The sequence below is a fragment of the Arthrobacter sp. B0316-1-20 genome (assembly GCF_059091865.1).
The window spans coordinates 1-25788 of record NZ_JBNHHC010000009.1; the positions used below are offsets into that span (position 1 = coordinate 1).

Consider the following 25788-nt stretch of genomic DNA (forward strand, 5'->3'; position numbering starts at 1 on the left):
CCGTAGGAGTCTGGGCCGTGTCTCAGTCCCAGTGTGGCCGGTCACCCTCTCAGGCCGGCTACCCGTCGTCGCCTTGGTAGGCCATTACCCCACCAACAAGCTGATAGGCCGCGAGTCCATCCATGACCGAAAAATCTTTCCACCCGCCACCATGCGGTGACAGGTCATATCCGGTATTAGACCCGGTTTCCCAGGCTTATCCCAGAGTCAAGGGCAGGTTACTCACGTGTTACTCACCCGTTCGCCACTAATCCCCGGTGCAAGCACCGGATCATCGTTCGACTTGCATGTGTTAAGCACGCCGCCAGCGTTCGTCCTGAGCCAGGATCAAACTCTCCGTTAATGTTTCAAACAGACACAGCACCAACGGCCGGGAAAACGACCGAAGACACTGCACTAAATTCAAACCAGGCTGATAAAACCGCGACACACCACAGGGGCGGCACGCCACGGCACTTTCAACCAATAAATAATTGGTATCAACAAACTTGGCACACTATTGAGTTCTCAAACAACAGGAGCACCCGGCACCAGGACGACCGTCTCAGGCCCTCCATCGCTCCGGAGCAACTTTTCTAACTTACCCGCGCCGGCTGTTCTTGTCAAACCGCCCGGTCCCGCTCCGCCCGTTGGCTACTGCCTACGGCCGGTTCGGCGAGGCGGCCTTACCGCCCTGCGCGGCTTTAAACTCTAGCACCGGTCGGCGCGGATGTAAATTCCGCTGCCGTTCATCTTTCCTCCACCCGGGGCGGGCCCCCGGCAGCCGGCTTCAGGTACACCACGCCCAGCGGCGGCACCCGGAGCGTCGCAGAAGCGGGGCTGCCCTTCCAGCCGCCTTCCACGGCGGTGACCGCGCCTGCGTTGACGACTCCGGAGCCGCCGTATTCGGCGGAATCGGTATTCAGGGCCTCGTCCCATTCGCCCGCCCACGGCATCCCCAGCCGGAACCCTTCGTGCGGGGCACCCGAGAAGTTGGCCACGCAGACCAGCGGATTTCCGTGCTGGTCCCAGCGGATGAAGGACAGCGTGTTGTGCGCGCCGTCGTTCTCATCGATCCACTGGAAGCCGGCCGGCTCATTGTCGCGCTCGTACAGGGCCGGCGTGGAACGGTAGATCCCGTTGAGGTTGCGGACCAGGTGCTGCAGGCCCTTGTGCGGAACGTTTTCGGAGAGCCACCAGTCCAGCCCGTGCTGCTCCGACCATTCCGACTCCTGGCCGAATTCGGTGCCCATGAAGATCAGCTGCTTGCCGGGATGCGCCCACTGGAAGGCCAGGTAGGCGCGCAGATTGGCCAGCTGCTGCCAGCGGTCGCCGGGCATCTTGCGCAGCATCGACCCCTTGCCGTGGACCACCTCGTCATGGCTGATCGGCAGCAGGAAGTTCTCCGTGTAGGCATAGACCATCGAGAAGGTGGCCTTGCCGTGGTGGTACATCCGGTTGACCGGGTCCTCGGCGATGTATTCGAGCGTGTCGTGCATCCAGCCCATGTTCCACTTCAGGCCGAAGCCGAGGCCCCCCGCGCTGGTCGGGCGGGTCACGCCGTCGAACGCGGTGGACTCTTCCGCGATCATGACGATGCCCGGCACCCGCTTGTACGCGGTGGCGTTGACCTCCTGCAGGAAGGAAATGGCCTCCAGGTTTTCGCGGCCGCCATGGATGTTGGGGACCCACTCCCCGTCATTGCGCGAGTAGTCGAGGTACAGCATGGAGGCCACCGCGTCCACCCGGAGTCCGTCGATGTGGAACTCCTCCAGCCAGTACAGCGCGTTGGCGACCAGGAAGTTCCGCACCTCGCGGCGGCCGAAGTCAAAGATCAGCGTGCCCCAGTCCGGGTGTTCGCCCAGCCGGGGGTCGCCGTGTTCATACAACGGCTGGCCGTCGAACCGGGCCAGCGCCCACTCGTCCTTGGGGAAGTGCGCCGGAACCCAGTCCAAAAGGACTCCGATGCCGGCCTGGTGCAGCCTGTCCACGAGGTACTTGAAGTCGTCGGGGTGCCCGAAGCGCGAGGTCGGCGCGTAATAAGAGGTGACCTGATAGCCCCACGATCCGCCGAACGGGTGCTCGGCCACCGGCATGAACTCCACGTGCGTGAAGCCCTGCCAGCTGACGTATTCGGCGAGCTGGTCGGCCAGCTGCCGGTAGTCCAGCCCCAGCCGCCACGACCCCAGGTGCACCTCGTACACGCTCATCGGCCCGTTGTGCGGGTCGCGGGCGGCACGCCGCTCCATCCATTCCTGGTCGCCGAAGCGGTAGTGCGATTCGACCACGCGGGACCCGGTCAACGGCGGGACCTCGGTCCAGCGGGCCATCGGGTCGGCCTTCTCCCGCCACTGGCCGTCTTGGCCCAGCAGCTCGTACTTGTAGACGGCACCGGCCTCGACGCCGGGGATGAACAGTTCCCACACGCCGGATCCGCCCATGGAACGCATCGCGTGCCGGGCGCCGTCCCAGTGGTTGAAGTCGCCCTTCACCCGGACAGCCCGGGCATTCGGCGCCCAGACGGCGAAGCTGGCCCCGGATGTGTCGCCCAGCGCGGAGTTGTAGCGGCGCACGTGGGAACCGAGCGCGGTCCACAGGGTCTCGTGCCGGCCCTCGCCGATCAGGTGCAGGTCGATTTCGCCCAGGCTGGGCAGGTAGTGGTACGGATCGTCGCTGATGGCGGGAGCACCGCCGCCGTACGCCACCTCGAGGCGGTAATCCGGGACGCGTCCCGGATCATCGGCCGGGAAGACCGCCACCCAGATGCCCTCGTGCTCGTGTTCCATCGGCACGCGCAGTGACGGCGTGATCACCGTGACGGAGTCGGCCAGCGGACGCCGGGTGCGGACGGTGACGTGTCCATGGTCGTCCAGGTGGGCACCGAGCACTGCGTGCGGCTGGTGGTAGGACCCGTGCGCGACGGCGGAGAGCACCTCCGGCTCGACACGCACCGGGGTGCCGGAGCGGCTGCCCGACGGCGATGCCGGTCCGGGGGTGCCGGCCGCGCCGGAAGTGTTGGCCGCCCCGGAAGTGTTGGCCGCGCCGGAAGTGTTGGCCGCGCGGGAAGTTGCGGGGACGGAAGTTCCGGCCGCGGACGCACCCGCGAAGGCGGGAGCTACCGGCGCCGCTGCGCCGACTGCGGCAGACGTCCGGCCGCTTCCGGGCCCGGTGCCGGTGCCCGCCAGTGGTGCCAGGGCCTCGCGTACGCCGCGGACCGGCACCTGTACCCAGCGCGGGCGGTTGCGCTGTTCGTACACCACTTCATAGAGGGCCTTGTCCAAAAGCAACGCGCGGAAGAGCGTGGAGGACGTGTCCACCGGTTCGCCCGTCCCCTCCCGGTAACCGTCCAGGAAGGCGGAGCTGGCCTGCGCCGCCCAGTTGTCGGCGGCGGCGCCGACCGCATCGTCGGGCTCCGCGAGCCGGGCAACGCCGGCGGCGTAATCAAACGAGCGGAGCATGCCCACCACATCGCGCAGCGGCACGTCGTCGGTGCCGCGGTCGCCCATGGGCCGCAGCGGTTCGCCCTCGAAATCAAGCACTACCCAGCCCCGCTGTGCCGAGAACAGCACCTGGCCCAAGTGGTAGTCGCCGTGGATCCGCTGCAGCTGAGGAAGCTCGGTCACCTGGTCCAGCCGGTCCAGCAGTTCCTGCACCGCGTCGTCCAGGGGCCCCACGGACGCCCCGGCCTGGGCCCAGCCCCAGCGGATCCGTTCCGCCAGCGCGGCCTTGAACGCCTCGACGGCCTTGGCGTCCGCCGGGGAGGCGCCGGCCGCGTCGCGCAGGCTGCGGTGGATCCGTCCGGTGACGGCGCCGAGCTCGCGGGCCTGGGAGCTGAAGTCCGTGCCGTCCAGGGCGGAGCCCGACGCGGTGCGCCACGCATCCTGGCTGTCCGGAATGAATTCCCGCAGCACGCTCAGGTGTCCGGTGTCCCAGAGGCGGTCGCCGCCGTCGTTGTCCTGTCCGGGAGTCAGCCAGCCGCCGGTCACCCAGCCGTACGTGACCGGGACTTCGCGGCACCCGGCCTCCGTGAGCAGCACACCGACCTCGACGTCCGGATTGGTGCCGGCTTCCAGCACGCGGAAGAACTTCACGATCAGCGGACCCTGGTCGGACTGGACCACCACCGAGGTGTTCGACTGCTCACCCAGCAGCACGGAGGCCTGCAGCCCGGTGGTGAACTCCGGCCAGGAATCGAATCCGGCCCCGGCGTGGCCGCGGGTATGCCCGTCGCCCGTCACCGACTGCCGCCGCATCAGTTCCAGCCAGGCGGCCACGAACACCGGGTCGTGGGCGCCGTCGTAAATCCAGCGCTCTTCGGGACCGCCCGCAGTACCGCCCGCGGCGCCGCCGGCCGCCCCCGCGGTACCGCCCGCCGGCTTGTCCGGCCCAACGGTCTCGCCCTCTTCGCGGGTTGCCGCCCAAGTGTCCTCGGCGCCCTGCTGCACGCGCCCGAGCAGGGCCGCCTCCCCGCCGGCCAGGGGCTCCCGGCGGTAGCTCAGCGGCACGTTGACCACGTGGACGGCGTCGGCGGTGTGCACGGCCACGATGTGCACTTCCAGTCCCACCGCCCCGGCCGGGTCCTGCAAGCGGATGCCGCCCAACCGGCGCAGGACCGACTCTTGGCCCTTGGCGGGGAACCAACGCTGGGCGGGGAGCCACTGGTGCAGCAGTTCGGGCAGGCTCGGCGTGAAATCAGGCATGTGATGCCACCTCTGTTCCTTCAGTCGCGGGTCTGATGACTGGGAGTGTCTCGGTCTGTGGAGATGCGGGGTTGGACGCGGCCGAACGCAGCCGCAACCAGAAAAAGTCGTGGCTGCCCAGCGTCAGCGTGAGCTGGCCGGCGTCGTCAAAGGCCGGGAAGGGGACGCCTCCGAACGTGTCGCGCAGCCCCCGGCCGGCAAATTCGGGCAGCCGCAGCGGTGCCGCCACGGGGTGCTGCGACAGGTTGAACACGCACAGCAGCACCTCTTTCTCCAGGCCTTCCGGATTGTCCTCCGGCAATTCGCGCAGAAAGGCCAGCACAGATTCGGAGTCCACCGGCACGTTCCGGTAGGTGCCCAGGCCGAAGGCGGGATGGGCCTTGCGCACGGCCAGCATCTGGCGCACCCAGTGCAGCAGCGAACTGTTGTGCGCCAGCTGCGCCTCGACGTTGACGTAGTTGTAGTGATAGACCAGCGACTGCACCACCGGCAGGTACAGTTTGCCGGGGTCCGCGGTGGAGAAGCCGGCGTTGCGGTCGGGGTTCCACTGCATCGGGGTGCGGGAGGCATCGCGGTCTTCGAGCCAGATGTTGTCGCCCATGCCGATCTCGTCCCCGTAATACAGGAACGGGCTGCCCGGCAGCGACAGCAGCAACGCGTGAATCAGTTCGATCTCGGCGCGCGAGTTGTCCAGCAGCGGGGCCAGCCGGCGGCGGATTCCGATGTTGGACCGCATCCGGGAATCCGGCGCGTACCAGCCGAACATCGCCTCACGTTCTTCGCGGGTGACCATTTCCAGCGTCAGTTCGTCGTGGTTGCGCAGGAACGTTCCCCACTGGGCCCCGGCCGGGATCGCCGGAGTCTGCTCCATGGTGGCGATGATCGGGGCGGCCTTCTGGTCCCGGAGCGCGTAATACAGCCGCGGCATGATCGGGAAGTGGAAGGCCATGTGGCATTCGGGGCGCAACCCGCCGTCGCCGTCCGGCTGGCCGAAGTATTCCACCACCTCGTGTGGCAGCTGGTTGGCTTCGGCGATGATCACGCGGCCGGGGTATTCCGTGTCCACCAGTGCGCGCAGGTCCTGCAGGAAGGCGTGCGTTGCGGGCAGGTTCTCGCAGTTGGTCCCGTCTTCCTCGAACAGGTACGGGATGGCGTCCGCGCGGAAACCGTCAATCCCCTGGTCCAGCCAGAAGCGCACGACGTCGAACAAAGCCTCGATCACCTTGGGGTTCTCGAAGTTCAGGTCCGGCTGGTGGCTGAAGAAGCGGTGCCAGTAGAACTGCCGGCGGATCGGGTCGAACGCCCAGTTCGAATCCTCGCTGTCCACGAAGATGATCCGCGCGTCCTGGTATTTCTCGTCCGTGTCGGACCAGACATAGAAGTCTCCGTACGGCCCCTCCGGGTCCCGCCGGGACTGCTCGAACCAGTCGTGCTTGTCCGACGTGTGGTTTATCGGCAGGTCGATGATCACCCGGACGCCGCGGGCGTGGGCCTCGGCGACCAGGCGTTTGAAGTCGCCGATGGTGCCGAACTCGTCCAGCACGTCGAAGTAGTCCGCGACGTCGTACCCGCCGTCCCGCAGCGGGGACTTGAAGAACGGCGGGATCCACAGGCAGTCGACGCCCAGCCACTGCAGGTAGTCGAGCTTGTCGATCAGCCCGGAGAAGTCGCCCGATCCGTCCCCGTTGGAGTCGGCGAAGCCCCGCAACAGCACCTCGTAGAACACTGCCTTGCGGTACCAGTGGGGGTCATGCGTCAGCCCCGGAGCGTGCAGCTGGAAGGGGCCGGCCATCAGCGGTTCCTTCGGACGTGCAGGATGTGGGCGGGTTCCACGTGTGCGTCCAGCCGCACGTAGTTGTGTTCGCCCCAGCGCCAGCTCTGCCCGCTGAGCAGGTCATCGACCCAGAACGTGCCGTCGTCGTTAAGGTCCTCCTCCCGCAGCCCCAGCGCCGCCAGGTCCAGCGAGACCGTCGATTCGCGCGCGCTGTGCGGGTCCACGTTGACGACGACGATGATCGTGTCCCGCCCGCCGCCGTGGCTTTCGGGCAGGTGCGCCTTGTGCTTGGAGTACACCACCGTGGCCGGGTCGGTGCTGCGGTGCACGGTGAGGTTGCCCAGGTCGCCCAGCGCCGGGTGGGCCCGCCGGATGGAATTGAGCCGGGTCAGGTACGGGGCGAGCGAGCGCCCTTCGGCCTCCGCGGCGGCGAAGTCGCGGGCCTTGTATTCGTACTTTTCGTTGTCGATGTATTCCTCGGCGCCCGGCCGGGCCACGTGCTCGTAGAGTTCGTAGCCGGCGTAGACGCCCCAGAGCGGGCTGGCCGTGGCCGCCAGCACGGCCCGGACCTTGAACCCGGCGGGGCCGCCGTACTGCAGGTACTCGGTGAGGATGTCCGGGGTGTTGACGAAGAAGTTCGGCCGGAAGAACGGCGCCGTCTCGTGGCTGATCTCGGTGAAGTACTCCTCGATCTCTTCCTTGGTGTTGCGCCAGGTGAAATAGCTGTAGGACTGCTGGAAGCCCGCGCGGCCCAGCGCGTGCATCATGGCCGGCCGGGTGAAGGCCTCGGCCAGGAACACCACCTCGGGGTGCTCGCGGTTCACCGTGCCGATCAGCCATTCCCAGAACCACAGGGGCTTGGTGTGCGGGTTGTCCACCCGGAAGATCTTCACGCCGTGCGAAATCCACAGCTTCACGATCCGCAGGACCTCTTCGGACAGGCCGCGCGGGTCGTTATCGAAGTTCAGCGGATAGATGTCCTGGTACTTCTTCGGCGGGTTCTCGGCGTAGGCAATCGTGCCGTCGGCCCGCGTGGTGAACCATTCCGGATGCTCGGTGGCCCACGGGTGGTCCGGGGCGGCCTGCAGCGCCAGATCCAGGGCCACCTCCATGCCGAGCGCCTCGGCGGCGGCCACGAAGGCATCGAACTGCTCAAATCCGCCCAGGTCCGGGTGGATCGCGTCATGCCCGCCGTCCTTGGATCCGATGGCCCACGGCGATCCGGGGTCGCCGGGCCCGGCGGTCAGCGTGTTGTTCGGTCCCTTGCGGTTGACCTCCCCGATCGGATGGATGGGCGGCAGGTACACCACGTCGAAGCCCATGGCCGCGACGGCCGGAAGCCGCTCGGCCGCCGTCGTGAAGTCGCCGGAGGTCCAGCGCCCGTTCGCCGGGTCGTAATGCGCGCCCTCGGAGCGCGGGAAGAATTCGTACCAGGCGCCGCGGCCGGCCCGTTCACGCTCAACCAGGATGGGGTACCGCTTCGAGGGGCTGACCAGGCTGCGGATCGGATGGCTGTTCACGGCGTCCAGCACGGCGTCCGAGGTTCCTGCGGCCAAACGTTCATGCACGGTGAGCGATCCGTCGGCGAGCGCGGCGGCGGCGTCGCGCAGCACCTGCGCGTTGCCTTCCGGCCGCCCGCCCTGGCCCGCGGCCTGCTCCAGCAGCAGCCGGCCCTCGGCCAGCATGAGGTCCACATCCACGCCGGCGGCGATTTTCACCTCGGCGTTGTGCCGCCAGGTGGCGTAATTGTCTCCCCAGCCTTCCACGTGGAAGGTCCAGAGGCCGGTGCCGGTGGGCCGGAGGGTCCCGTGCCAGCGGTCGGTGCCGGGCGCGCCGGGCGTCAGCCTTGCCCGCTGGACGGGCCGGCCGTCCGGGTCGAACAGCACCGCGGTCGCGCCGATCTTGTCGTGCCCCTCGCGGAAGACGGTGGCGGCTACCTCCAGGTCCTCGCCCGGTATCGCCTTGGCCGGAAACTCGCCGCCGCCGACCACGGGCCAGACGTCGACCACCGGGATCCGGCCGAACTTCAGGCGGGGGGCTGGCTGGGTCGTACTCTGCTCCTGCATCGAAGTCGTCACAAGACAGACGTTAGCGAGATTCCTTCCCGATTGCGAAGGATCCCCACGCCCTGCGACCGGGTTGACGGCCAGTTCGACGCGCATTCACCCGCCGGCCATCAACGGCGCAGGGGATCTGCGCTAGCCTAGGCCGGGTGAAGGCAATCCGCAGATTTACTGTCCGAACTGTCCTCCCCGAGAGCATTGCTCCGTTGGCCCGCTTGGCCGGCAACCTCCGCTGGTCCTGGCACCGGCCCACCCAGCAACTCTTTGAACAACTGGATCCTCAGGCCTGGTCCGAGGTGCGCCAGGATCCCGTCGCCCTGCTCGGCTCGTTCACCCGCGAACGGCTGCGGGCGCTGGCCGACGACCGGGACGTCGTCGCGCGGGTGCGGGAACTGGACGCCGACCTGGAGCAGTACCTGACCGAGGACCGCTGGTACCAGACGCTGGGAGCGGACGCACCGGCGTCGATCGCCTATTTCTCCCCCGAGTACGGCATCTCCCATGTGCTCCCGCAGTACTCCGGCGGCCTGGGCATCCTGGCCGGCGACCACCTGAAGGCCGCGTCCGACCTGGGCGTGCCGCTGGTGGGCGTGGGCCTGCTCTACGCCGCCGGCTACTTTAAGCAGTCGCTGAGCCGCGACGCCTGGCAGCAGGAGACGTACCCCGTCCTGGACCCGGACGGCCTGCCGCTGACGCTGCTGCGCGAGCCGGACGGGCAGCCGGCCCAGGTCACGCTGCCGCTGCCGAACGGCCGCAGGCTCGGCGCCTACATCTGGCGCGCCGACGTGGGCCGGGTGCCGCTGCTGCTGCTGGACTCCAACATCCCGGGCAACGACGAGGCCGCCCGCGGCATCACCGACCGGCTCTACGGCGGGGGCGGCGACCACCGCCTGCAGCAGGAACTGCTGCTGGGCATGGGCGGCGTGAAGGCGCTGCGCATCCACCAGCGGCTCACGGGCGCCCCGGCGCCGGAGGTCTTCCACACGAACGAAGGGCACGCGGGCTTCCTGGGCATCGAACGCATCCAGGAGCTGGCGGCCGCCGGGCTGACGTGGGACGAGGCCTTGGCCGCCGGCCGCGCCAACACCGTGTTCACCACGCACACGCCGGTGCCCGCGGGCATCGACCGGTTCGACAAGGCGCAGATCCAGCATTTCTTCAGCGCCGGCCTCGCCCCGGACGTGCCCACCGCGAAGATCCTGGAACTCGGCGACGAGAATTACGACGGCGGAGATCCGTCCAAGTTCAACATGGCCGTGATGGGCCTGCGGCTGGCGCAGCGGGCCAACGGTGTGGCCAAGCTGCACGGTGTGGTCTCCCGCGGCATGTTCTCCGGGCTCTGGCCGGGCTTCGACCAGGAGGAAGTGCCGATCACCTCGGTGACCAACGGCGTGCACGTGCCGACCTGGGTGGACCCGCGGATCGCCGAGTACGCGCGGTCGGCGTTCGGCGACGAGCCGGTGATCGCCCGCCAGTGGGACCGGGTCTACGACGTGTCCGACGAGGACATCTGGGCGCTGCGCCGAAGCCTGCGGACGGCCCTGATCGAGGATGTCCGCCGCCGGCTGCGGGCCGCCTGGAAGAAGCGCGGGGCCGCGGACGCGGAGCTGGCGTGGACCGACGCCGTGCTGGACCCGGACGTGATGACCATCGGTTTCGCCCGCCGGGTGCCGACCTACAAGCGGCTGACCCTGATGCTGCGCGACCCGGCCCGGCTCAAGGCGCTGCTCCTGCACCCGAAACGGCCCATCCAGCTGGTCATCGCCGGCAAGTCCCACCCTGCGGACGAACAGGGCAAGCGGATGATCCAGGATCTGGTCCGCTTCACCGACGACCCGGAGGTCCGGCACCGGATCGTGTTCCTGCCCAACTACGACATCGCCATGGCCCGCACGCTGTTCCCGGGCTGCGACGTGTGGCTGAACAACCCCCTGCGCCCGCTGGAAGCCTGCGGGACGTCCGGCATGAAGGCGGCCATCAACGGCGGGCTGAACCTCTCCGTGTTGGACGGCTGGTGGGACGAGATGTACGACGGCGACAACGGCTGGGCGATCCCGACGGCGAACCCGTCCACTGATGCAGGGACCGCGGACATGTTCAGCGCGGACGATCGGGACGATATCGAAGCAGCCGCGCTCTACGACCTGATCGAGCACCACGTGGCGCCCCGCTTCTATGCCGCCGAGGTCTCCGAGGGCGCGGGGGCGGCCGGCCCGTCCCAGCCGATAGCCGACGATGCCGTACCGCACCAGTGGATCGCCATGATCAAGCACACGCTGGCCAATCTGGGTCCGGCGGTTTCCGCCGAACGGATGCTGCATGACTATGTGGAGCAGCTGTACCGTCCCGCCTGGGCATCCGGCCGGACGGCCCGGGCCGACGATTTTGCGGCGGCGAAGGAACTGGCGGCGTGGACCAGCCGTGTGCATGCGGCCTGGGCCGACGTGTCGGTGGAGCACGTGGACTCGCTCGGCATCACGGATGAGCCGCAGATCGGCGAATCGCTGACGGTCAATGCCTATGTCCGGCTCGGCTCGCTGGCGCCGGACAGCGTCACCGTCCAGGTGGTGCATGGCCAGGTCACCGAAAACGACGACCTCGCCCAGACCTCCAGTGACGAACTTGCCCTCGCCGAACAGCTGGGCGATGGCCGCTATCTCTTCACCGGCCCGGTCACCATCGACCGATCCGGGTCGTTCGGGTACAGCGTGCGGGTGCTGCCCAAACACCCGGCGTTGGCAAACCATGCCGAACTCGGACTGGTGTCCAACGCCACCGGCTGATCCACGGGCAGCGCCCGTTGCCGCTCGCGCCCGTCGCCCGCCCGGGCGGCGGGCGCGAGCGGCAACAGAACGGCTGAAACGTAGCTATCCGACAGTTTCTTTAAATCGGCCGGGACCCCCCGTTTCATGCCGGATTAGAGCGGAAATGTGCTGCTTCGTACGTCCTTCTGTGTGACTCACCCCTTTATTATCAGCATGCTGACTAATAGCATGAGGGTGTTCCGTCCGAATGGACTACGAAGGAGGCGAACATGGGCACGAGTACCGAGCGGGAGGCACCACCGCCGGACCACGGGGACAAGCCGCAGCAACCGCAGCAAGTAAAAAAGTCTTCGTGGAAGTACATCCTCCGCAAGACCATTCGGGAGTTCTCCGACGACAACTGCACCGATCTTGCGGCGGCGCTCACGTACTACGCGGTGCTGTCCCTGTTCCCCGGCCTGCTGGCGCTGGTTTCCATCCTGGGCTTGGTAGGGCAGGCGGAACAAACCACCAACGCCATGATGAACATGCTGGGGCAGGTAGCACCCGGCCAGGCCGTTGATGTCATCCGCCAGCCGATCCAGCAGCTCGCCACTTCCCAGGGAGCCGGGCTGGCGTTCGTCGTCGGCCTCGTCGGCGCGATCTGGTCGGCATCCGGTTATGTCACCGCCTTCGGCCGGGCCATGAACAGGATCTACGAGGTCGAAGAAGGCCGCCCGTTTTGGGTGCTCCGCCCGATGATGCTGTTGGTGACCCTCGTGGTGCTGCTGTTGGCCGTCCTGACGCTGCTGATGCTGGTCGTGTCCGGCCCGGTGGCGGAGGCGATCGGCTCGGTGATCGGACTCGGCGAGGCGGCAGTGACCGCCTGGAACATCGCCAAGTGGCCGGTCGTCGTCATCTTCGCCGTGGTGATCGTGGCCGTGTTGTACTACGCGACGCCTAACGTGAAGCAGCCGAAGTTCCGCTGGATGAGCCTGGGCGCCCTGGTCGCGCTGATCGTGCTGGCCCTGGCGACCTTGGGCTTCGCCTTCTACGTAGCCAACTTCGGCAACTACAACGCGACCTACGGAGCCATCGGCGGGGTGATCGTCCTGCTGCTGTGGTTCTGGCTTGCCAACCTCGCCCTGCTGTTCGGCGCAGAGTTCGATGCCGAGACCGAACGCGGCCGCGAACTGCAGGCCGGCATGGCCGCCGAAGAAAACATCCAGCTTCCGGTCCGCGATAACCGCAAGATCGAGAAGAATGCCGAGAAGGAAGAGGAGGACATTGCACGGGGGCGCGATCTGCGCCGCGAGCACGCGCATTCCCACGAGGAATCCCGTGAGCATAGCTGACCAAGATCAGGACTGACAGGAAGAACCCGACTAGGAAAAGGAATTGCCATGACCACGAATCCACATTCCGGCAGTTACGACGAGGGCGCTCCCGTTTACCCCACAGGTGGCACGGCCGTACCGCCGCCGTCGAACCCGCCCTCAACCGGCCAGTCCAGGAGCGAAACCGCCAAGACCGAGGCACGGGAAGTAGGGCGCGAAGGGGCCGAAGCCGGCCAGCACGTTGCGCAGACGGCCAAGGACGAGGCAAAGCAGGTGGCGTACGAAGCCAAAGACAAGGCCCGCAACCTGATGTCCGAACTGGGCGACGGTGTCCGCGGCCAGGCCAACACGCAGCAGCAACGCGTGGCTTCGGGGCTGCGGTCCATCGGGGAGGAGCTAAACTCCATGGCCCGCAACTCGGAACAGTCCGGACCGGCGACCCAGTTGGTCAGCCAGGTGGCGGGCCGGGCCGACTCAGTCGCAGGATGGCTCGAGAACCGCGACCCGGGATCCCTGCTGGACGAGGTCAAGCGTTTTGCCCGCCGGCGGCCCGGAGCCTTCCTGGCGATCGCGGCGGGGGCCGGCGTCTTGGCCGGGCGCCTGACCAAGGGCCTGACCGCCGACAGCGGAGCAGGCAGCGGCTCCATGACCGGCAGGAGCGTGGGCACGCACCGTGCAACCACCGGTTCCGTCTACGACACGGCAGGAACGGGCAGCTATGAGGCCCAAAGCGCCGCCGGCTTCGCGGCGCCGGGAGCGCAGACGGGTTCCGCCCTCGGCGGCGCCCCGGCACAGCCCGAAACCACCTACCCTGTGGGCGAACCGCCCGTCGGTGGCCGCGGCACCGCGATCCCGGAGCGGAACCCCTATGAGGACGGAGGGACTCGATGAGTCACCAGCAAATGCCGGGCCCGAGCAATCAACGCGTGCCCGGCCAGGATGGCGCCGAGCCAACGCGAGCGGAAATCAAGGCCGAGAACGAATCCTTGGGCGATCTGCTCAGCCAGGTCAGCAAGGACATCTCCGTCCTGATGCGCCAGGAGGTGGAGCTGGCCAAGGCCGAACTCAAGGAGACCGGCACCAAAGCCGGCAAGGGCGCGGGCCTGCTGGGCGGAGCCGGCGTGGCCGGCCACTTCGTCCTCCTGTTCCTGTCCCTGGCCCTGTGGGCGCTCATCGCCGGCGGGGTCGGGTGGGCCTGGTCCGGCCTGATTGTGGCAGTCATCTGGGCCATCATCGCGGCCATTCTGTATTCGGTTGGCCGCAAGCAGCTGAAGACGGTCGAAGGCATGCCCCGGACCACCGAGTCAGTGAAGCAGATTCCGGAAACATTGAAGCCAAGTGAGGAAGCGCTATGAGCCAGTCACCCGAAGAAATCCGAGCCGACATCGAACGTACCCGCGCCCGGCTGGGCACGGATGTGGACGCCGTGGCGGAAAAAGCGTCGCCGTCGAACATCGTCCACCGGCAGACGGACAAAGTGAAGGATTCCGTGGGCCGCGTCAAGGAGAAGATCATGGGCGCGGCTGACGACGCCACCGGCGGCACCCGCTCCATGATGCACGACGCCGGCGAGATGGCCAGCGACGCCCCGCACCAGCTTGCCCGCAAGACCGAGGGCAACCCGGTGGCGGCCGGCCTGATCGCGTTCGGCGCCGGCTGGCTGCTGTCCTCGCTGTTCCCGGCCAGCCGGGTGGAGCAGCAGGCAGCCGACAAGGTCAAGGAACAGGCCGAACCGGTGGTGCAGGAAGTCAAGGACTCCGCCCGCCAGGTGGCCCAGGACATGAAGGAGCCGGCCCGCGAGGCAGCCGAAGACCTGAAGTCCTCGGCCCAGGACTCGGCGGGCAGGGTGAAGTCCGAAGGAGCGTCCGCCGCCGAGGACGTGAAGGCACGGGCCCAAGAGGCCCGCGGCAACGTCCAGGAGGAGCCCCGGCAGATCTGACCCCTGGGTGCACGCCGGCTAACGGCCGGCATGCCGGCGCCGGGAAGGCTTTGAGGGCCTTCCCGGCGTCGGCTGCGTTAAGTCAGGAGCGGTAGACGGAGAGGCTGTTGGCGGCCACTATGTCCTTCTCGCCGCTGCGGACCTTGGCGCCGCGCCGCTGCTCCTCGGAATGCGAGGTGGTGTAGAGCAGTTCGAACACGTGGTTCCCGCCGCGGTGCTTGCCGAAGTCCTGCAGCGCGTGCGGGGCCGGCATCACGATTTTCTGCGGCTGGCACGCCCCGTTGATCACCAGCAGACCATCGATCACACCCTGCGGCGATCCCATCAGCAGCTGGACCAGGCGGCAGTCCGGGTTGTTCCAGTCGTCCGGAGTCATCGGTTCGCCGTCGGCGTTGAACCAGAGCAGGTAGGAACTGTCCGCCCGTGCCGGGTAGTTATACGGCTGGTGCGCCAGAAAGGACCGGCGGATCTGGATAAGCCGGCGGGTGGCATCGAACATCCGGTGTTCGCGCTCGTCCAGCTGCCAATTGGTCCAGGCCAGCTCGTTGTCCTGGCAGTATGCGTTGTTATTTCCCTGCTGGCTGCGGCCGATCTCGTCGCCGGCGCAGATCATGGGCACCCCGAGCGACAGCAACAGGGTAGCCATCAGGTTACGCGCGCTCCGGTCCCGGGCGTCGAGGACCCGGCCGTCCCCCGTGTGCCCCTCGACGCCGTGGTTGTAGCTGCGGTTATGGTCGTGGCCGTCGCGGTTTTCTTCGCCGTTGTTTTCGTTGTGCTTGCGGTTGTACGCCGTCAGGTCGGCAAGGGTGAAGCCGTCGTGGGCGGTCACGAAATTCAGCGAGGCCAGCGCGGTGCGGCCGGAACCGGCGAACAGCTCGGTGGAGCCGGCCAGGCAATCTGCCAGCCGCGCCACAGTCCCGGCCTGCCCGCCGCCCGCCAACGCGGCCTGGTCCGCCAGCCAGAAATCGCGGACGGTGTCGCGGAAGCGGTCGTTCCAGTCGGCCCAGCCCGGCGGGAAGTGCCCCGTCTGCCAGCCGCCGTCGCCGACGTCCCACGGTTCCGAGATGAGCTTTGCCCCGGACAGCACCGAGTCGGCGCCCACGGCCACCAGGAACGGATGGCGGGGATTGAAATGGTTGTTTCCGTCGCGGGCCAGGGACACCGCCAGGTCGAAGCGGAACCCGTCGATGTGGAACTCTTCCACCCAGTAGCGGAGCGAGTCGAGGGCCAGCTGGATCACGCGCGGCTCGTTGAAGTCCATGGTGTTGCCGCAGCCGGTGGTGTCCAGGTAATTCCCGTTGCCGTCGTGCCGGTAGTACACGTGGTCCGCCAGCCCCCGGAAGGAATACGTGTCCTGGTCCTTGCCGCCCTCGGCCGTGTGGTTGTAAACCACGTCCAGGACCACCTCGAGTCCGGCGGCGTGCAACTGCTTGACCATGGTGCGGAACTCGTCCTGCACGGCCCGCGGTCCGGCGGCCTGCGCCGCGGCGGTGGCGTAGCCCGGCCAGAGGGCGAAGAAGCCGAGCGTGTTGTAGCCCCAGTAGTTGGCCAGGCCCAGGTTTTGCAGGTGTGGTTCGTCCAGGTGGTAGTGCACCGGCAGCAGCTCCACCGTGGTGATCCCCAGCTCCAGCAGGTACTCGACCATCACCGGGTGCGCCAGCCCGGCGTAGGTGCCGCGCAGTTCCTCCGGGATGTCCGGGTGCAGCATGGTCTGGCCCTTCACGTGGCACTCGTACACCACGGTGTCCCGCCACGGCACGTGCGGCCGGGCGTCGTTCCCCCAGTCGAAGCCGCCGGTGACGTACACCGAGCGCAGCACACCGCCGTCGTCGTCGATGGCGCGGCCGTAGGGGTCCAGCAGCAGCTGCCCGGACGCCGGCAGTTCCTCGCCGTGGGGCCAGAAGGCGTACCGGCTGCCGGCCTCGAGTCCCTCGACCGTGCCGTGGTGGACGCCGTCGGTGAGCGCCGTCAGCTCGACGCGCCGCCAGGCGCCCGCCGCGTCCTGAAAGTGCACGTCCACCGAACCGAAGTCGGGGGCGAAGACCGCCACGTTGACCGCGCCGGGAATCGGCGGCAGGCCCGGGGCGGCGTCGCTCACGCCGAGCGGGAAGGCACGCGAAAGCCGGGCCTGGCGCGTCGGACGCTCAGGGGAAAGGCTCTTGGCGTGACGGGCCACAACGGTCCACCTGCTCCTAGCGCGCGCGCTGCCGCGAAATCTCGTACAGGCTGATGCCCACGGCCATGGAAGCGTTGAGCGACTCCATCGCCGAGTCGATCGGGATGGAGACGATCTGGTCGCAGTGTTCGCGGACCAGCCGGGACAGGCCCTTGCCCTCGGATCCCACCACGAGGCACACCGGTTCGGTGGCCAGCGACAGGTCCGGCAGCGAGACGTCGCCGCCGCCGTCCAGGCCGAGCACGAAGATGCCCAGCTGCTGGAAAGCCTTGAGCGTATTGGTCAGGTTGCCCGCCTTGGCCACCGGCACGCGCACCGCCGCGCCGGCGCTGGTCTTCCATGCGGAGGCCGTCATCCCGACCGAGCGGCGCTCGGGCACGATCACGCCGTGGCCGCTGAAGGCCGAGGCCGAACGGATGATGGCGCCGAGGTTGCGCGGGTCGGTGATGCCGTCCAGGGCCACGAACAGCGGGGCGTTGTTGATGTAGCCCTTCTTGAACTTGGCCATGGTTTCCTCGGCCAGTTCCAGGGCGTCCTGGTAGTCATAGGGCGGGATCTGCAACACCAGGCCCTGGTGGACGGCGTCATCGGTCATCCGGTCCAGTTCCGGCTTGTGCGATTCGAGCACCGGAATGCCGCGTTCGGCGGCGATCTTCAGGGATTCCCTGACGCGGTCGTCCATCTCGATCCGGACCCCTACGTGCAGCGCCTTGGCGGGGACGCCGGCGCGCAGGGCTTCCACCACGGAGTTGCGTCCGGTCACCATCTCGCCGGCGGACTTGCCGCGGCGGGGCGCCGGGCCGCGCTGGCCGGCCGGACGCTTGGCGGCCGACCGTTCGGAGAGCTGCTTGGTGCGGTACGCCTTGTGGTACGGGCGGTCTTCGGCCTTCGGGGTCGGCCCCTTGCCTTCGAGCGCCTTGCGCCCGTGTCCGCCGGTTCCGGCGGTGGGTCCCTTTTTGGACTTGCGCACCGCTCCGGGGCGAGGTTTGTTGGCCATCGAAAAACTACCTTTGTGTTGGGGAAGATACGTTCCCACGCGCGGCGCACCGGCTGTGAGCGGCAGGCCCGACGGGAATCGTCTGCTTTAAAGGGTACCGTCCAACGGTGCGGGCTGCCGTCAGCCGAGATTCCAGCTGGCGCCCTCGGCCGAATCCTCCACCACGATCCCGGCGGCCGCCAGGGTGTCGCGGATGGCATCGGCGCGGGCCCAGTCCTTCGCCTCGCGGGCCAGCCGACGCTCCTCCAGTTGCGCGCTGACCAGCACGTCCAGGGCCTGAAGGGCCGCGGGGTCCGCGCCGCCGCTGCTCCAGTGCGGATCCAGCGGGTTGATGTACAGCACGTCGGTCATCGCCATGACCTGGTGCAGCGCGCGTGTGGCCGCCTCCTTGTCGCGGGCGTCCAACGCGGTGTTTCCGGACCGCACCGTTTCATGGACCACTGCCAGCGCCTGCGGCACGTTGAGGTCGTCGTCCATGGCCGCGGCGAAAGCCTCCGGGACGCGTTCGGTCACGACCAAGCCGAACTGCTCGCCGTAGAGGAACTTCAGCGCCCGCTGCATGAATCCCTCGATCCGCTCCACCGCGGCGCCCGCTTCCGCCAGCGAGCCGGGGTTGTAGTCCAGCGCGGACCGGTACTGGGCCTGGCCCAGGTAGTAGCGGACCACCAACGGCCTGGCGTCCTGGAGCATCTCCGCGGGGGTGATGATGTTACCGATGGACTTGGACATCTTCTCGCCCTCGAAGGTGACCATGCCGTTGTGCATCCAGAAGTTGGCGAACCCATGCCCGGCCGCCCGGGACTGGGCCATCTCGTTCTCGTGGTGCGGGAACCGCAGGTCCAGCCCGCCGCCGTGGATGTCGAACTCGGTGCCCAGGTACTTGGTGACCATGGCCGAGCACTCCAGGTGCCAGCCAGGGCGGCCGGCTCCCCACGGGCTGGACCAGCTGGCCGTCTCCGGCTCGCCGTCCTTGTGTCCCTTCCAGAGCGCGAAGTCGCGCGGATCCTTCTTGCCGCGCGGGCCGGCGTCGGGCGCCGCCTGCATGTCCTCGATCCGCTGATGCGTCAGCGAGCCGTATTCCGGCCACGAGCGCACATCGAAGTACACGTCGCCGGAATCGTCCAGCGCCGGGTAGGCGTGGCCGCGGTCGATCAACTGCTGGATCAGGCGGTGCATCTCCGGAATGTGGCCGGTGGCGCGCGGTTCGTAGGTGGGCCGTTCCACGCCCAGGATGTCGTAGGCCTTGGCGAATTCCTGCTCGTAGCGGTAGGCCAGCGCCCACCACGGCTCGTTCGGCACCGGCACCATCGGGTCTTCGGCCGCGCCGGGGCGGAAGGATTCGGCGGACTTGACCAGGATCTTGTCGTCGATGTCCGTCACGTTGCGCACTACCGTGACGTCATACCCGCTGTAGCGCAGCCAACGGGTGAGCTGGTCGAAGGCGATGGCCGAACGGATATGGCCGACGTGCGGATCGCCCTGCACCGTGGCCCCGCAGTAGTAGAGCCCGGCCTTGCCGGGGGCCAGCGGGACGAAGTCGCGGACTTGCGCGGTGGCGGTGTCATAGAATCTCAGGCTCACCGCTCTAGCCTAGCCGCGGCCGCCACGCCGGTGCGAACGCACCCTGCTACGGCAGCTTCACGACGACGGCGGTGGCCACCGCCGCGATCCCCTCGCCGCGGCCGGTGAATCCCAGCCCGTCGCTGGTGGTCGCCGAAACGCTGACCGGCGCACCGGCGGCCTCACTGAGCACCGCCTCGGATTCGGACCGGCGCGGCCCGAACTTGGGGCGATTGCAGACCAACTGGACCGCGATATTGCCAATCTCGAACCCCGCCTCGCGGACGATCCGCGCCGCTTCTGACAGCAACCGGACCCCCGAGGCGCCGGCGTACTCGGCACGGTCAGTGCCGAAGTGCGTGCCGAGGTCTCCGATCCCGGCCGCGGAAAACAGCGAATCCGCGGCGGCGTGGGCGGCGGCGTCTCCGTCGGAGTGGCCGGCCAGGCCTCGCTCCCCCTCCCACAGCAGGCCGCCCAGCCACAACGGCTGCGGGTCGGAGTCCGGGGCGAAAGCGTGGACGTCCACACCGATTCCGGTGCGCGGGAGGGGAAACGGGAAGTCGGGCACGGTCAGCCTTTCATGACGGGTCGGGGCCGGCCGGCGGCCAGCAGGGCCTCCGCCACGGTCAGATCCAACGGCGTGGTGATTTTCAAGGCCCGTGCGGAGCCGGGCACCAGCATCACGTCGATGCCGTGACGCTCCAGTAACAGGGCTTCGTCGGTGATGGCGGCGGCCTCCTCGGGGGCCATGCCCGCCAGGCTCCGGTGCGCCACCGCCAGGGTTGCCGCGTCGAACCCTTGCGGTGTCTGGACGGCGCGCAGCCGGGTGCGGTCCACGGTGGCCGCCACCTTCTCGGACGAGATTTCTGCCCCGGCGCCGGTGCTCGGCGCGGCCTCCTTGATGGTGTCCACCACCGGCACCGCCGGAACGACGGCGCGCGCGCCGGCCGCCAGCGCGGCGGCGACCCGTTCGAAGACCTCGGGCGGGGTCAGCGCCCGGGCCGCGTCGTGCACCAGGACCCCGGACATGCCGTCGCCCAGCCCGCGGAGCGCGGCGGCGACCGAGGCGGCCCGGGTGGCACCGCCGTCGACCGCGGAGATCGGGGTGTGGGGATACTGCGCGGCGAAGCCACCGCAGAGCTGCCGCAGGGCGGTGTCGCCGGGCGGGACGGCCACACAGATCCGTGACGCGATGCCGGCCGCCAGCACTCCCCGCAGCGCGTGGGAGAGGATCGGTTCGCCGGCCAACGGGACCTGGGCCTTGGGCAGGCCGTAGCCGAGGCGGGTGCCCGAGCCGGCCGCCACGATGATCACGCCCAGGGACGTGCTTGCTGTGCTCACCCCTTTAGCCTAATGGGGCGCGGCCGGGCGGTTCGGCCACGAAAAAGCGGCCGGCTTCCAGTGCTGGACGCCGGCCGCTTGGAGCGTGGTCAGGAGGCGAGAACCTCGTCGAGGACCTCGGCTGCCTTGTCTTCGTCGGTCTTCTCCGCGAGGGCGAGTTCGGAAACCAGGATCTGGCGCGCCTTGGCCAGCATCCGCTTCTCGCCCGCGGAAAGGCCGCGGTCGTGGTCCCGGCGCCACAGGTCGCGGACAACTTCCGCCACCTTAATGACATCGCCGGAGGCCAGCTTTTCCAGGTTCGCCTTGTAGCGGCGGGACCAGTTGGTCGGTTCCTCGGTGAACTCGGCACGGAGCACATCGAACACATGCTCGAGGCCTTCCTTGCCCACCACATCGCGGACGCCGACCAAATCCACGTTTTCCGCCGGTACTTCAATCGTCAGATCGCCCTGGGCAACCCGGAGCTTGAGATACATCTTCTCTTCACCTTTGATGGTGCGCATTTTGATCTCTTCGATCTTTGCGGCACCGTGGTGAGGGTAAACAACTGTCTCGCCGACCTCAAATACCATCTGTAGTATCCCCTTTCCCGACCACCAGTTTATCACGGATGGTTTGGCCACTTCCGCGAGTTTGCAGGCCTCTACGCCCGTCCGAGCGTTAGAATGCCGCGCTTTGCCCCCTTGACGGATAGCGGATTTGGTGCTTCGCCCGCGGGTACCTACCGGCGTCGAATCCTACTTTTCACCGGTTTGCCGATAGGCTAGGCGAGGCAAGCTGCCTAGATCTGCAGCACCGCACCCTGACTTTGACTGAGGAGTTTCTGCCGTGAAGATTGCGCCGAAGAACCGTGTGCAGCGCACCCTTGTAGCAGGCGCCGCCGCGCTCACCCTGCTCGCATCGACCGGATGCGGCGCAATCAACGAACAGGCCACCACCAAGTCCTACTCCGCCAGCGACGGCATCGTGGCCAACGTCGGCTCGATCGGACTGCGCAACCTGCTGGTCGTCGCAGAGTCTGCCGACGCCCCCGCCCGTGTCCTCGGTACCGCCTTCAACACCTCCGATTCTCCCGTGCAGATGGCCCTGACCGGCCCGGGCAGCACCGCCACCGTCACCATCCCGGCAGACGGGAAGGTCATCTTCGAAGAGGATGAGAACGAGACCATCGTCGGCAGCCCGGGTGCCGCTCCCGGCGCCCTGGTGGACATCACCGTCCGCGTGAACAACGAGTCCGCCGACGTGCTGGTGCCGGTGCTCGACGGCACGCTGCCGGAGTACCGGGACTTCGTTCCGTCGGCCGAGCCCACGGAAACCGCGGCGCCTGCCGAGACCGCCTCACCGACAGACGGCGCCACGGAAGAGCCGACCGGCGAGCCCGCCGAAGAGGCCGGCGCCTAACCCTGCCATCGCTTCACAAAAGGCCGGGCCGCTTCCCTTTCGGGAAGCTGCCCGGCCTTTTGCCGTGCTGAGGCCCTCGGTTTACGGTTCGAACTTGTAGCCCAGCCCGCGCACGGTGACCAGGTAGCGGGGCGCGGAAGGATCGGGTTCGATCTTGCTGCGCAGCCGCTTGACGTGCACGTCCAGGGTTTTGGTGTCGCCCACGTAGTCGGAGCCCCATACGCGGTCGATCAGCTGCCCGCGCGTCAGGACCCGGCCGGAGTTGCGCAGCAGCATCTCCAGCAGTTCGAACTCCTTCAGCGGCAGCGACACCGGCTCGCCGTCCACGCTGACCACGTGCCGTTCCACGTCCATCCGCACCGGTCCGGCAGAGACTGCATTGGGCACCAGTTCTTCCGGTTCGGCCTGGCGGCGCAGTACCGCGCGGACCCGGGCCACCAGCTCGCGCGAGGAGTAGGGCTTGGTGACATAGTCGTCGGCACCGAGTTCCAGCCCCACCACCTTGTCGATTTCCGAGTCCTTGGCGGTGAGCATGATGACCGGAACGGCGGAGCGTTGCCGCAGCTGCCGGCACACCTCGGTTCCGGACTGTCCCGGCAGCATCAGGTCCAGCAGGACCAGGTCCGCTCCGGAGCGGTCGAACGCAACAATGGCGTCCAATCCGTTATCCACCACCTCGACTTCGAAGCCCTCTTTGCCCAACAGATAGCTCAACGGATCGCTCAGCGATTCTTCATCTTCGACGACCAGAATGCGGGTCAAGCACCGACTCCTTGTTCATGCGCCACACCGGCGCCCTGCGTGCGCGGCTCCACGGATTCTGTGGTGCCGCCGTCTTCCTGCTCCATTTCCGGCAGCCGCACGGTGAAGGTTGAGCCCTGTCCGGGCTGCGACCACACCGACACTTCCCCGCCGTGCTGGGAGATGACGTGTTTGACAATGCTCAGGCCCAGGCCGGTTCCCCCGGTTTGCCTCGAGCGGGCATCGTCGATCCGGTAGAACCGTTCGAAGATGCGGTCTTGCTGATCGGGGGTGATGCCCGGGCCCTGGTCGGTCACCGAGACAGTGGCCAGCCCTTCGCGCATGCGCAGCCCCACACCCACCTTGCTCCGTTCGGGCGCGTAGCGGATCGCGTTGTCGATCAGGTTCCGGAACGCGGTGGTCAGCAGTTCGGCATCGCCGAAGACCGGCCCGTCAATCTTCCCGCCCACCGACAGTTCGATGTGCCGGCTTTCGGCCATCAGCTTGTTGCGGTCCACGGCCTCGGCCACCACGGCATTCAGGTCCACCTCGGTACCGTCCTGCACCACGTCCGCGCCCTGCAGCCGGCTCAACTCGATGATGTCCTGCACCAGGGCGCCCAGCCGGCGCGACTCCTTGTGCATGCGGCCGGCGAAGCGGCGCACCGCTTCCTCGTCGTCGGCGGCGTCGTCGATGGCCTCGGCCAGCAGCGAGATGGCTCCGACCGGGGTCTTCAATTCGTGGGACACGTTGGCCACGAAGTCGTTGCGCATCGCTTCGGTGCGGGTTATCTCCGTCCGGTCATCGGCCAGCAGCAGGATGTACTCCTCGCCGATGGGTGCCACGCGCACCTGGACCACAATCGTGCCCTGGCCGAGCGGACCGCGCGGTAGCTCCAGTTGCCGCTCCTCGATCACGCCGTCGCGGCGCACTCGGGCGGTCAGGTCGAGCAACTCGGAATGCACCACGGTGTGCCCGCGGACCAAACCGAAGGCATAAGCGGCGGGGCTGGCCCGGACCACGCCGTCGATCGCGTCCACCACTACATAGGCGCGGCCGACGACGGACAGCACCTCGGCGGCACCGTCCGGCAGCGTCGGTTCGTCCACTTCCTGCAGGCGCCGCCGTTGGCGATCGCTCAGGCCGAAGGCGAGCACACCGAAGCTGCCCAGCACCAAGCCCACGAGCCCTGCCAGCAAGCCGAATATCAGTGGATCCACGCCTCTAGCTTAGGCGCAGCCGGGCACGTCCCAGGGCCGTTCCGGTAGCAATCGCCTCCCCGTTCAACTAACGTTCACTTGAGGTGGCGTAATAGTTCACCGCGGGCTGAGAGGGTATGAAGCCAGTGGGATGCTAGGACCCCTATGCTCCACGTACACAAGCGAAAGGACGCCAGTGCGCAAGGTTTTCCAGGCCGAACTCCATCAAGTCGGAGAGCAGCTGGTAGAGATTTCCCGGTTGGTCACCGAGGCGATGCAGAAGGCAACCACGGCGCTCGACACCGCCGACATCGATTTGGCCCAGGAAGTCATTGCCGCCGACGCCCGGATCGATTTCCTCCAGACGGACCTGGACGAGCGTTCCATCGACATCCTGGCGCTGCAGGGTCCGGTCGCCTCGGACCTGCGGATGATTGTCGGCGCCCTGCGGATGAGCGCCTCGCTGGAGCGGATGGGCGACCTCGCCCGGCACATCGCGCAACTGGTCCGGCTGCGTTATCCCGACCTCGTGATCCCCGCCTCGCTGCGCGACACGTTCCGGGAGTTCGCCGAGAAGGACATTGCGATCTCCGAGAAGCTGACCGAGCTGCTCGAGACCCGCGACCTGGACCTCGCCGCCCAGATCGACACGTACAACTCCCGCATCAATGAGCTGCATGCCGGCGTCTTCAAGGCGATTGCCGATCCGGCCTGGAACTCCTCCGGGCCGACCACCGTGGACGTCTCGCTGGCGAGCCGTTACTTCGAGCGTTTCGCCGACCACGGCGTCTCCGTGTCCCGCAAGGTGACCTACCTGGTCACCGGCGAGTGGCGTCCCAACGGCCAGTCCGTGTAACGCAGGACCTTAAGCAGGAAGGCCGGCTCCCCGCGGGGAGCCGGCCTTCCTGCTTAAGCGTGTGGCAACTTCTTGGCGTGTGGCTACTTCTTGCCCTGGTTCGCCACGGCCTGGATGGCTTCCGCCGCGGCCGCGGCATCCAGGTAGGTGCCGCCGGCGGTGACGGGCTTCAGGTTCTCGTCCAGCTCGTACACCAGCGGGATGCCGGTGGGGATGTTCAGCCCCGCGATGTCTTCGTCGCTGATGCCGTCCAGGTGCTTGACCAGGGCGCGCAGCGAGTTGCCGTGCGCGGCCACGAGCACGGTCTTGCCCGCCTTGAGGTCCACGGAAATGTCCGATTCCCAGTACGGCAGGAAGCGCTCCAGCACATCCTTCAGGCATTCGGTCCGCGGCACGGCGTCCCCCAGATCCGCGTAGCGGGGGTCGTTGACCTGCGACCATTCGCTGGCGTCGTCCAGGGCGGGCGGCGGCGTGTCGTAGGACCGGCGCCAGACCATGAACTGTTCCTCGCCGAACTCATTGCGGATCTGCGCCTTGTCCTTGCCCTGCAGGGCGCCGTAGTGGCGCTCGTTCAGCCGCCAGCTGCGCTTGACGTCGATCCAGCTGCGGTCGGCGGCCTCCAGCGCGAGGTTGGCCGTGACAATGGCCCGCTTCAGCCGCGAGGTGTACAGGACGTCGGGAAGCAGATTGTGCTCGACCAGCAGCTCGCCGCCGCGGTGCGCTTCCTTGCGTCCCAGGTCGGTCAGCGGGACGTCGACCCAGCCGGTGAACAGGTTCTTTTCGTTCCAGTCGCTCTGCCCGTGGCGCAACAGGACCAGCGTGTGTTTCGAGGTGGAAGTCATGGCTGCCATCCTAGCGGAGCACCGCACGGCACCGGCGGCAGCGGCATGACATTACGGAGTCAAACCCGGGGGCAGTCCCGCGATTCCCGCCAGTGACCTTGCGCACATCCGGCCCGTAGCGGCCTGTGCGGGCCCGCCG

At 67.8% G+C, this 25788-nt stretch carries 19 protein-coding genes and 1 rRNA gene; 7 read left to right on the top strand and 13 right to left on the bottom strand.

The annotated features are described in order from the left end of the window. The 4 genes from AC5RW2_RS16035 to AC5RW2_RS16050 all read right to left on the bottom strand — a co-directional run. Positions 1-343: ribosomal RNA gene (locus tag AC5RW2_RS16035) — 16S ribosomal RNA — on the bottom strand; the annotation flags it as partial. Between the two features lie 385 nt (positions 344-728). After that, entirely contained in the window at positions 729-4679 is a 3951-nt protein-coding gene (gene glgB, locus AC5RW2_RS16040; RefSeq protein ID WP_494074207.1) for a 1,4-alpha-glucan branching protein GlgB, read from the bottom strand. Next, complete coding sequence (gene treS / locus AC5RW2_RS16045; RefSeq protein ID WP_494002334.1) at positions 4672-6471, bottom strand: maltose alpha-D-glucosyltransferase; 1800 nt, start codon at positions 6469-6471, stop codon at positions 4672-4674. The genes glgB and treS overlap by 8 nt, the downstream gene beginning before the upstream one ends. Next, a complete protein-coding gene (locus AC5RW2_RS16050) occupies positions 6471-8519 on the bottom strand; it encodes an alpha-1,4-glucan--maltose-1-phosphate maltosyltransferase (RefSeq protein WP_494025733.1) in 2049 nt (682 codons plus the stop codon). The genes treS and AC5RW2_RS16050 overlap by 1 nt, the downstream gene beginning before the upstream one ends. A 146-nt stretch (positions 8520-8665) precedes the next feature. Between AC5RW2_RS16050 and glgP the strand changes: the two genes are divergently transcribed. The 5 genes from glgP (at position 8666) to AC5RW2_RS16075 (ending at position 14536) form a co-directional block, all read left to right on the top strand. Next, complete coding sequence (glgP, locus tag AC5RW2_RS16055; RefSeq protein WP_494074208.1) at positions 8666-11299, top strand: alpha-glucan family phosphorylase; 2634 nt, start codon at positions 8666-8668, stop codon at positions 11297-11299. A gap of 251 nt (positions 11300-11550) precedes the next feature. Further along, positions 11551-12615: a YihY/virulence factor BrkB family protein gene (locus AC5RW2_RS16060; protein ID WP_494002332.1), complete on the top strand. Its 1065-nt coding sequence runs from the start codon at positions 11551-11553 to the stop codon at positions 12613-12615. Between the two features lie 48 nt (positions 12616-12663). Continuing rightward, entirely contained in the window at positions 12664-13488 is an 825-nt protein-coding gene (locus AC5RW2_RS16065) for a hypothetical protein (RefSeq protein ID WP_494002331.1), read from the top strand. 11 nt (positions 13489-13499) lie between these two features. Next, positions 13500-13952: a phage holin family protein gene (locus AC5RW2_RS16070; protein WP_494002359.1), complete on the top strand. Its 453-nt coding sequence runs from the start codon at positions 13500-13502 to the stop codon at positions 13950-13952. After that, positions 13949-14536: a DUF3618 domain-containing protein gene (locus AC5RW2_RS16075; protein ID WP_494002330.1), complete on the top strand. Its 588-nt coding sequence runs from the start codon at positions 13949-13951 to the stop codon at positions 14534-14536. Before AC5RW2_RS16070 ends, AC5RW2_RS16075 begins: the two co-directional genes overlap by 4 nt. An 82-nt stretch (positions 14537-14618) precedes the next feature. On the opposite strand, the gene glgX is transcribed toward AC5RW2_RS16075, so the two are convergent. The 6 genes from glgX to AC5RW2_RS16105 form a co-directional block, all read right to left on the bottom strand. Further along, a complete protein-coding gene (gene glgX / locus AC5RW2_RS16080; RefSeq protein ID WP_494024622.1) occupies positions 14619-16712 on the bottom strand; it encodes a glycogen debranching protein GlgX in 2094 nt (697 codons plus the stop codon). A gap of 16 nt (positions 16713-16728) precedes the next feature. Beyond that, on the bottom strand, positions 16729-17709 hold the full coding sequence (gene rlmB / locus AC5RW2_RS16085; RefSeq protein WP_494002328.1) for a 23S rRNA (guanosine(2251)-2'-O)-methyltransferase RlmB: 981 nt from the start codon (positions 17707-17709) through the stop codon (positions 16729-16731). Positions 17710-17829: 120 nt separating this feature from the next. Beyond that, the gene (cysS, locus tag AC5RW2_RS16090) at positions 17830-19290 is read right to left on the bottom strand and encodes a cysteine--tRNA ligase (RefSeq protein ID WP_494024623.1); all 1461 of its coding nucleotides are present in this window, start codon (positions 19288-19290) and stop codon (positions 17830-17832) included. 46 nt (positions 19291-19336) lie between these two features. Next, on the bottom strand, positions 19337-19837 hold the full coding sequence (ispF, locus tag AC5RW2_RS16095) for a 2-C-methyl-D-erythritol 2,4-cyclodiphosphate synthase (RefSeq protein WP_494074209.1): 501 nt from the start codon (positions 19835-19837) through the stop codon (positions 19337-19339). A 2-nt stretch (positions 19838-19839) separates the two neighbouring features. Beyond that, positions 19840-20610: a 2-C-methyl-D-erythritol 4-phosphate cytidylyltransferase gene (gene ispD / locus AC5RW2_RS16100; RefSeq protein WP_494024624.1), complete on the bottom strand. Its 771-nt coding sequence runs from the start codon at positions 20608-20610 to the stop codon at positions 19840-19842. Positions 20611-20699: 89 nt separating this feature from the next. Beyond that, the gene (locus tag AC5RW2_RS16105) at positions 20700-21182 is read right to left on the bottom strand and encodes a CarD family transcriptional regulator (protein ID WP_127513280.1); all 483 of its coding nucleotides are present in this window, start codon (positions 21180-21182) and stop codon (positions 20700-20702) included. A gap of 256 nt (positions 21183-21438) precedes the next feature. Here AC5RW2_RS16105 and AC5RW2_RS16110 point away from each other — a divergent pair, with 256 nt between their 5' ends. Continuing rightward, positions 21439-22011 (top strand): hypothetical protein, encoded by a 573-nt coding sequence (locus AC5RW2_RS16110; RefSeq protein ID WP_494024625.1) that lies wholly within the window; start codon positions 21439-21441, stop codon positions 22009-22011. An 81-nt stretch (positions 22012-22092) separates the two neighbouring features. Here the strand turns inward: AC5RW2_RS16110 and AC5RW2_RS16115 are convergent, their stop codons facing one another. After that, positions 22093-22773, bottom strand: coding sequence for a winged helix-turn-helix domain-containing protein (locus AC5RW2_RS16115; protein ID WP_494002323.1), 681 nt, complete (start codon positions 22771-22773; stop codon positions 22093-22095). Further along, entirely contained in the window at positions 22770-23972 is a 1203-nt protein-coding gene (locus AC5RW2_RS16120) for a sensor histidine kinase (RefSeq protein WP_494074210.1), read from the bottom strand. The genes AC5RW2_RS16115 and AC5RW2_RS16120 overlap by 4 nt, the downstream gene beginning before the upstream one ends. Before the next feature lie 175 nt (positions 23973-24147). Here AC5RW2_RS16120 and phoU point away from each other — a divergent pair, with 175 nt between their 5' ends. Beyond that, entirely contained in the window at positions 24148-24807 is a 660-nt protein-coding gene (gene phoU, locus AC5RW2_RS16125; RefSeq protein WP_494002321.1) for a phosphate signaling complex protein PhoU, read from the top strand. A gap of 83 nt (positions 24808-24890) precedes the next feature. Here the strand turns inward: phoU and AC5RW2_RS16130 are convergent, their stop codons facing one another. Further along, positions 24891-25649 carry a phosphoglyceromutase gene (locus AC5RW2_RS16130; protein ID WP_494024627.1) on the bottom strand — a complete coding sequence of 253 codons (759 nt, stop codon included), beginning with the start codon at positions 25647-25649 and terminating at the stop codon, positions 24891-24893. Positions 25650-25788: the final 139 nt, after the last annotated feature.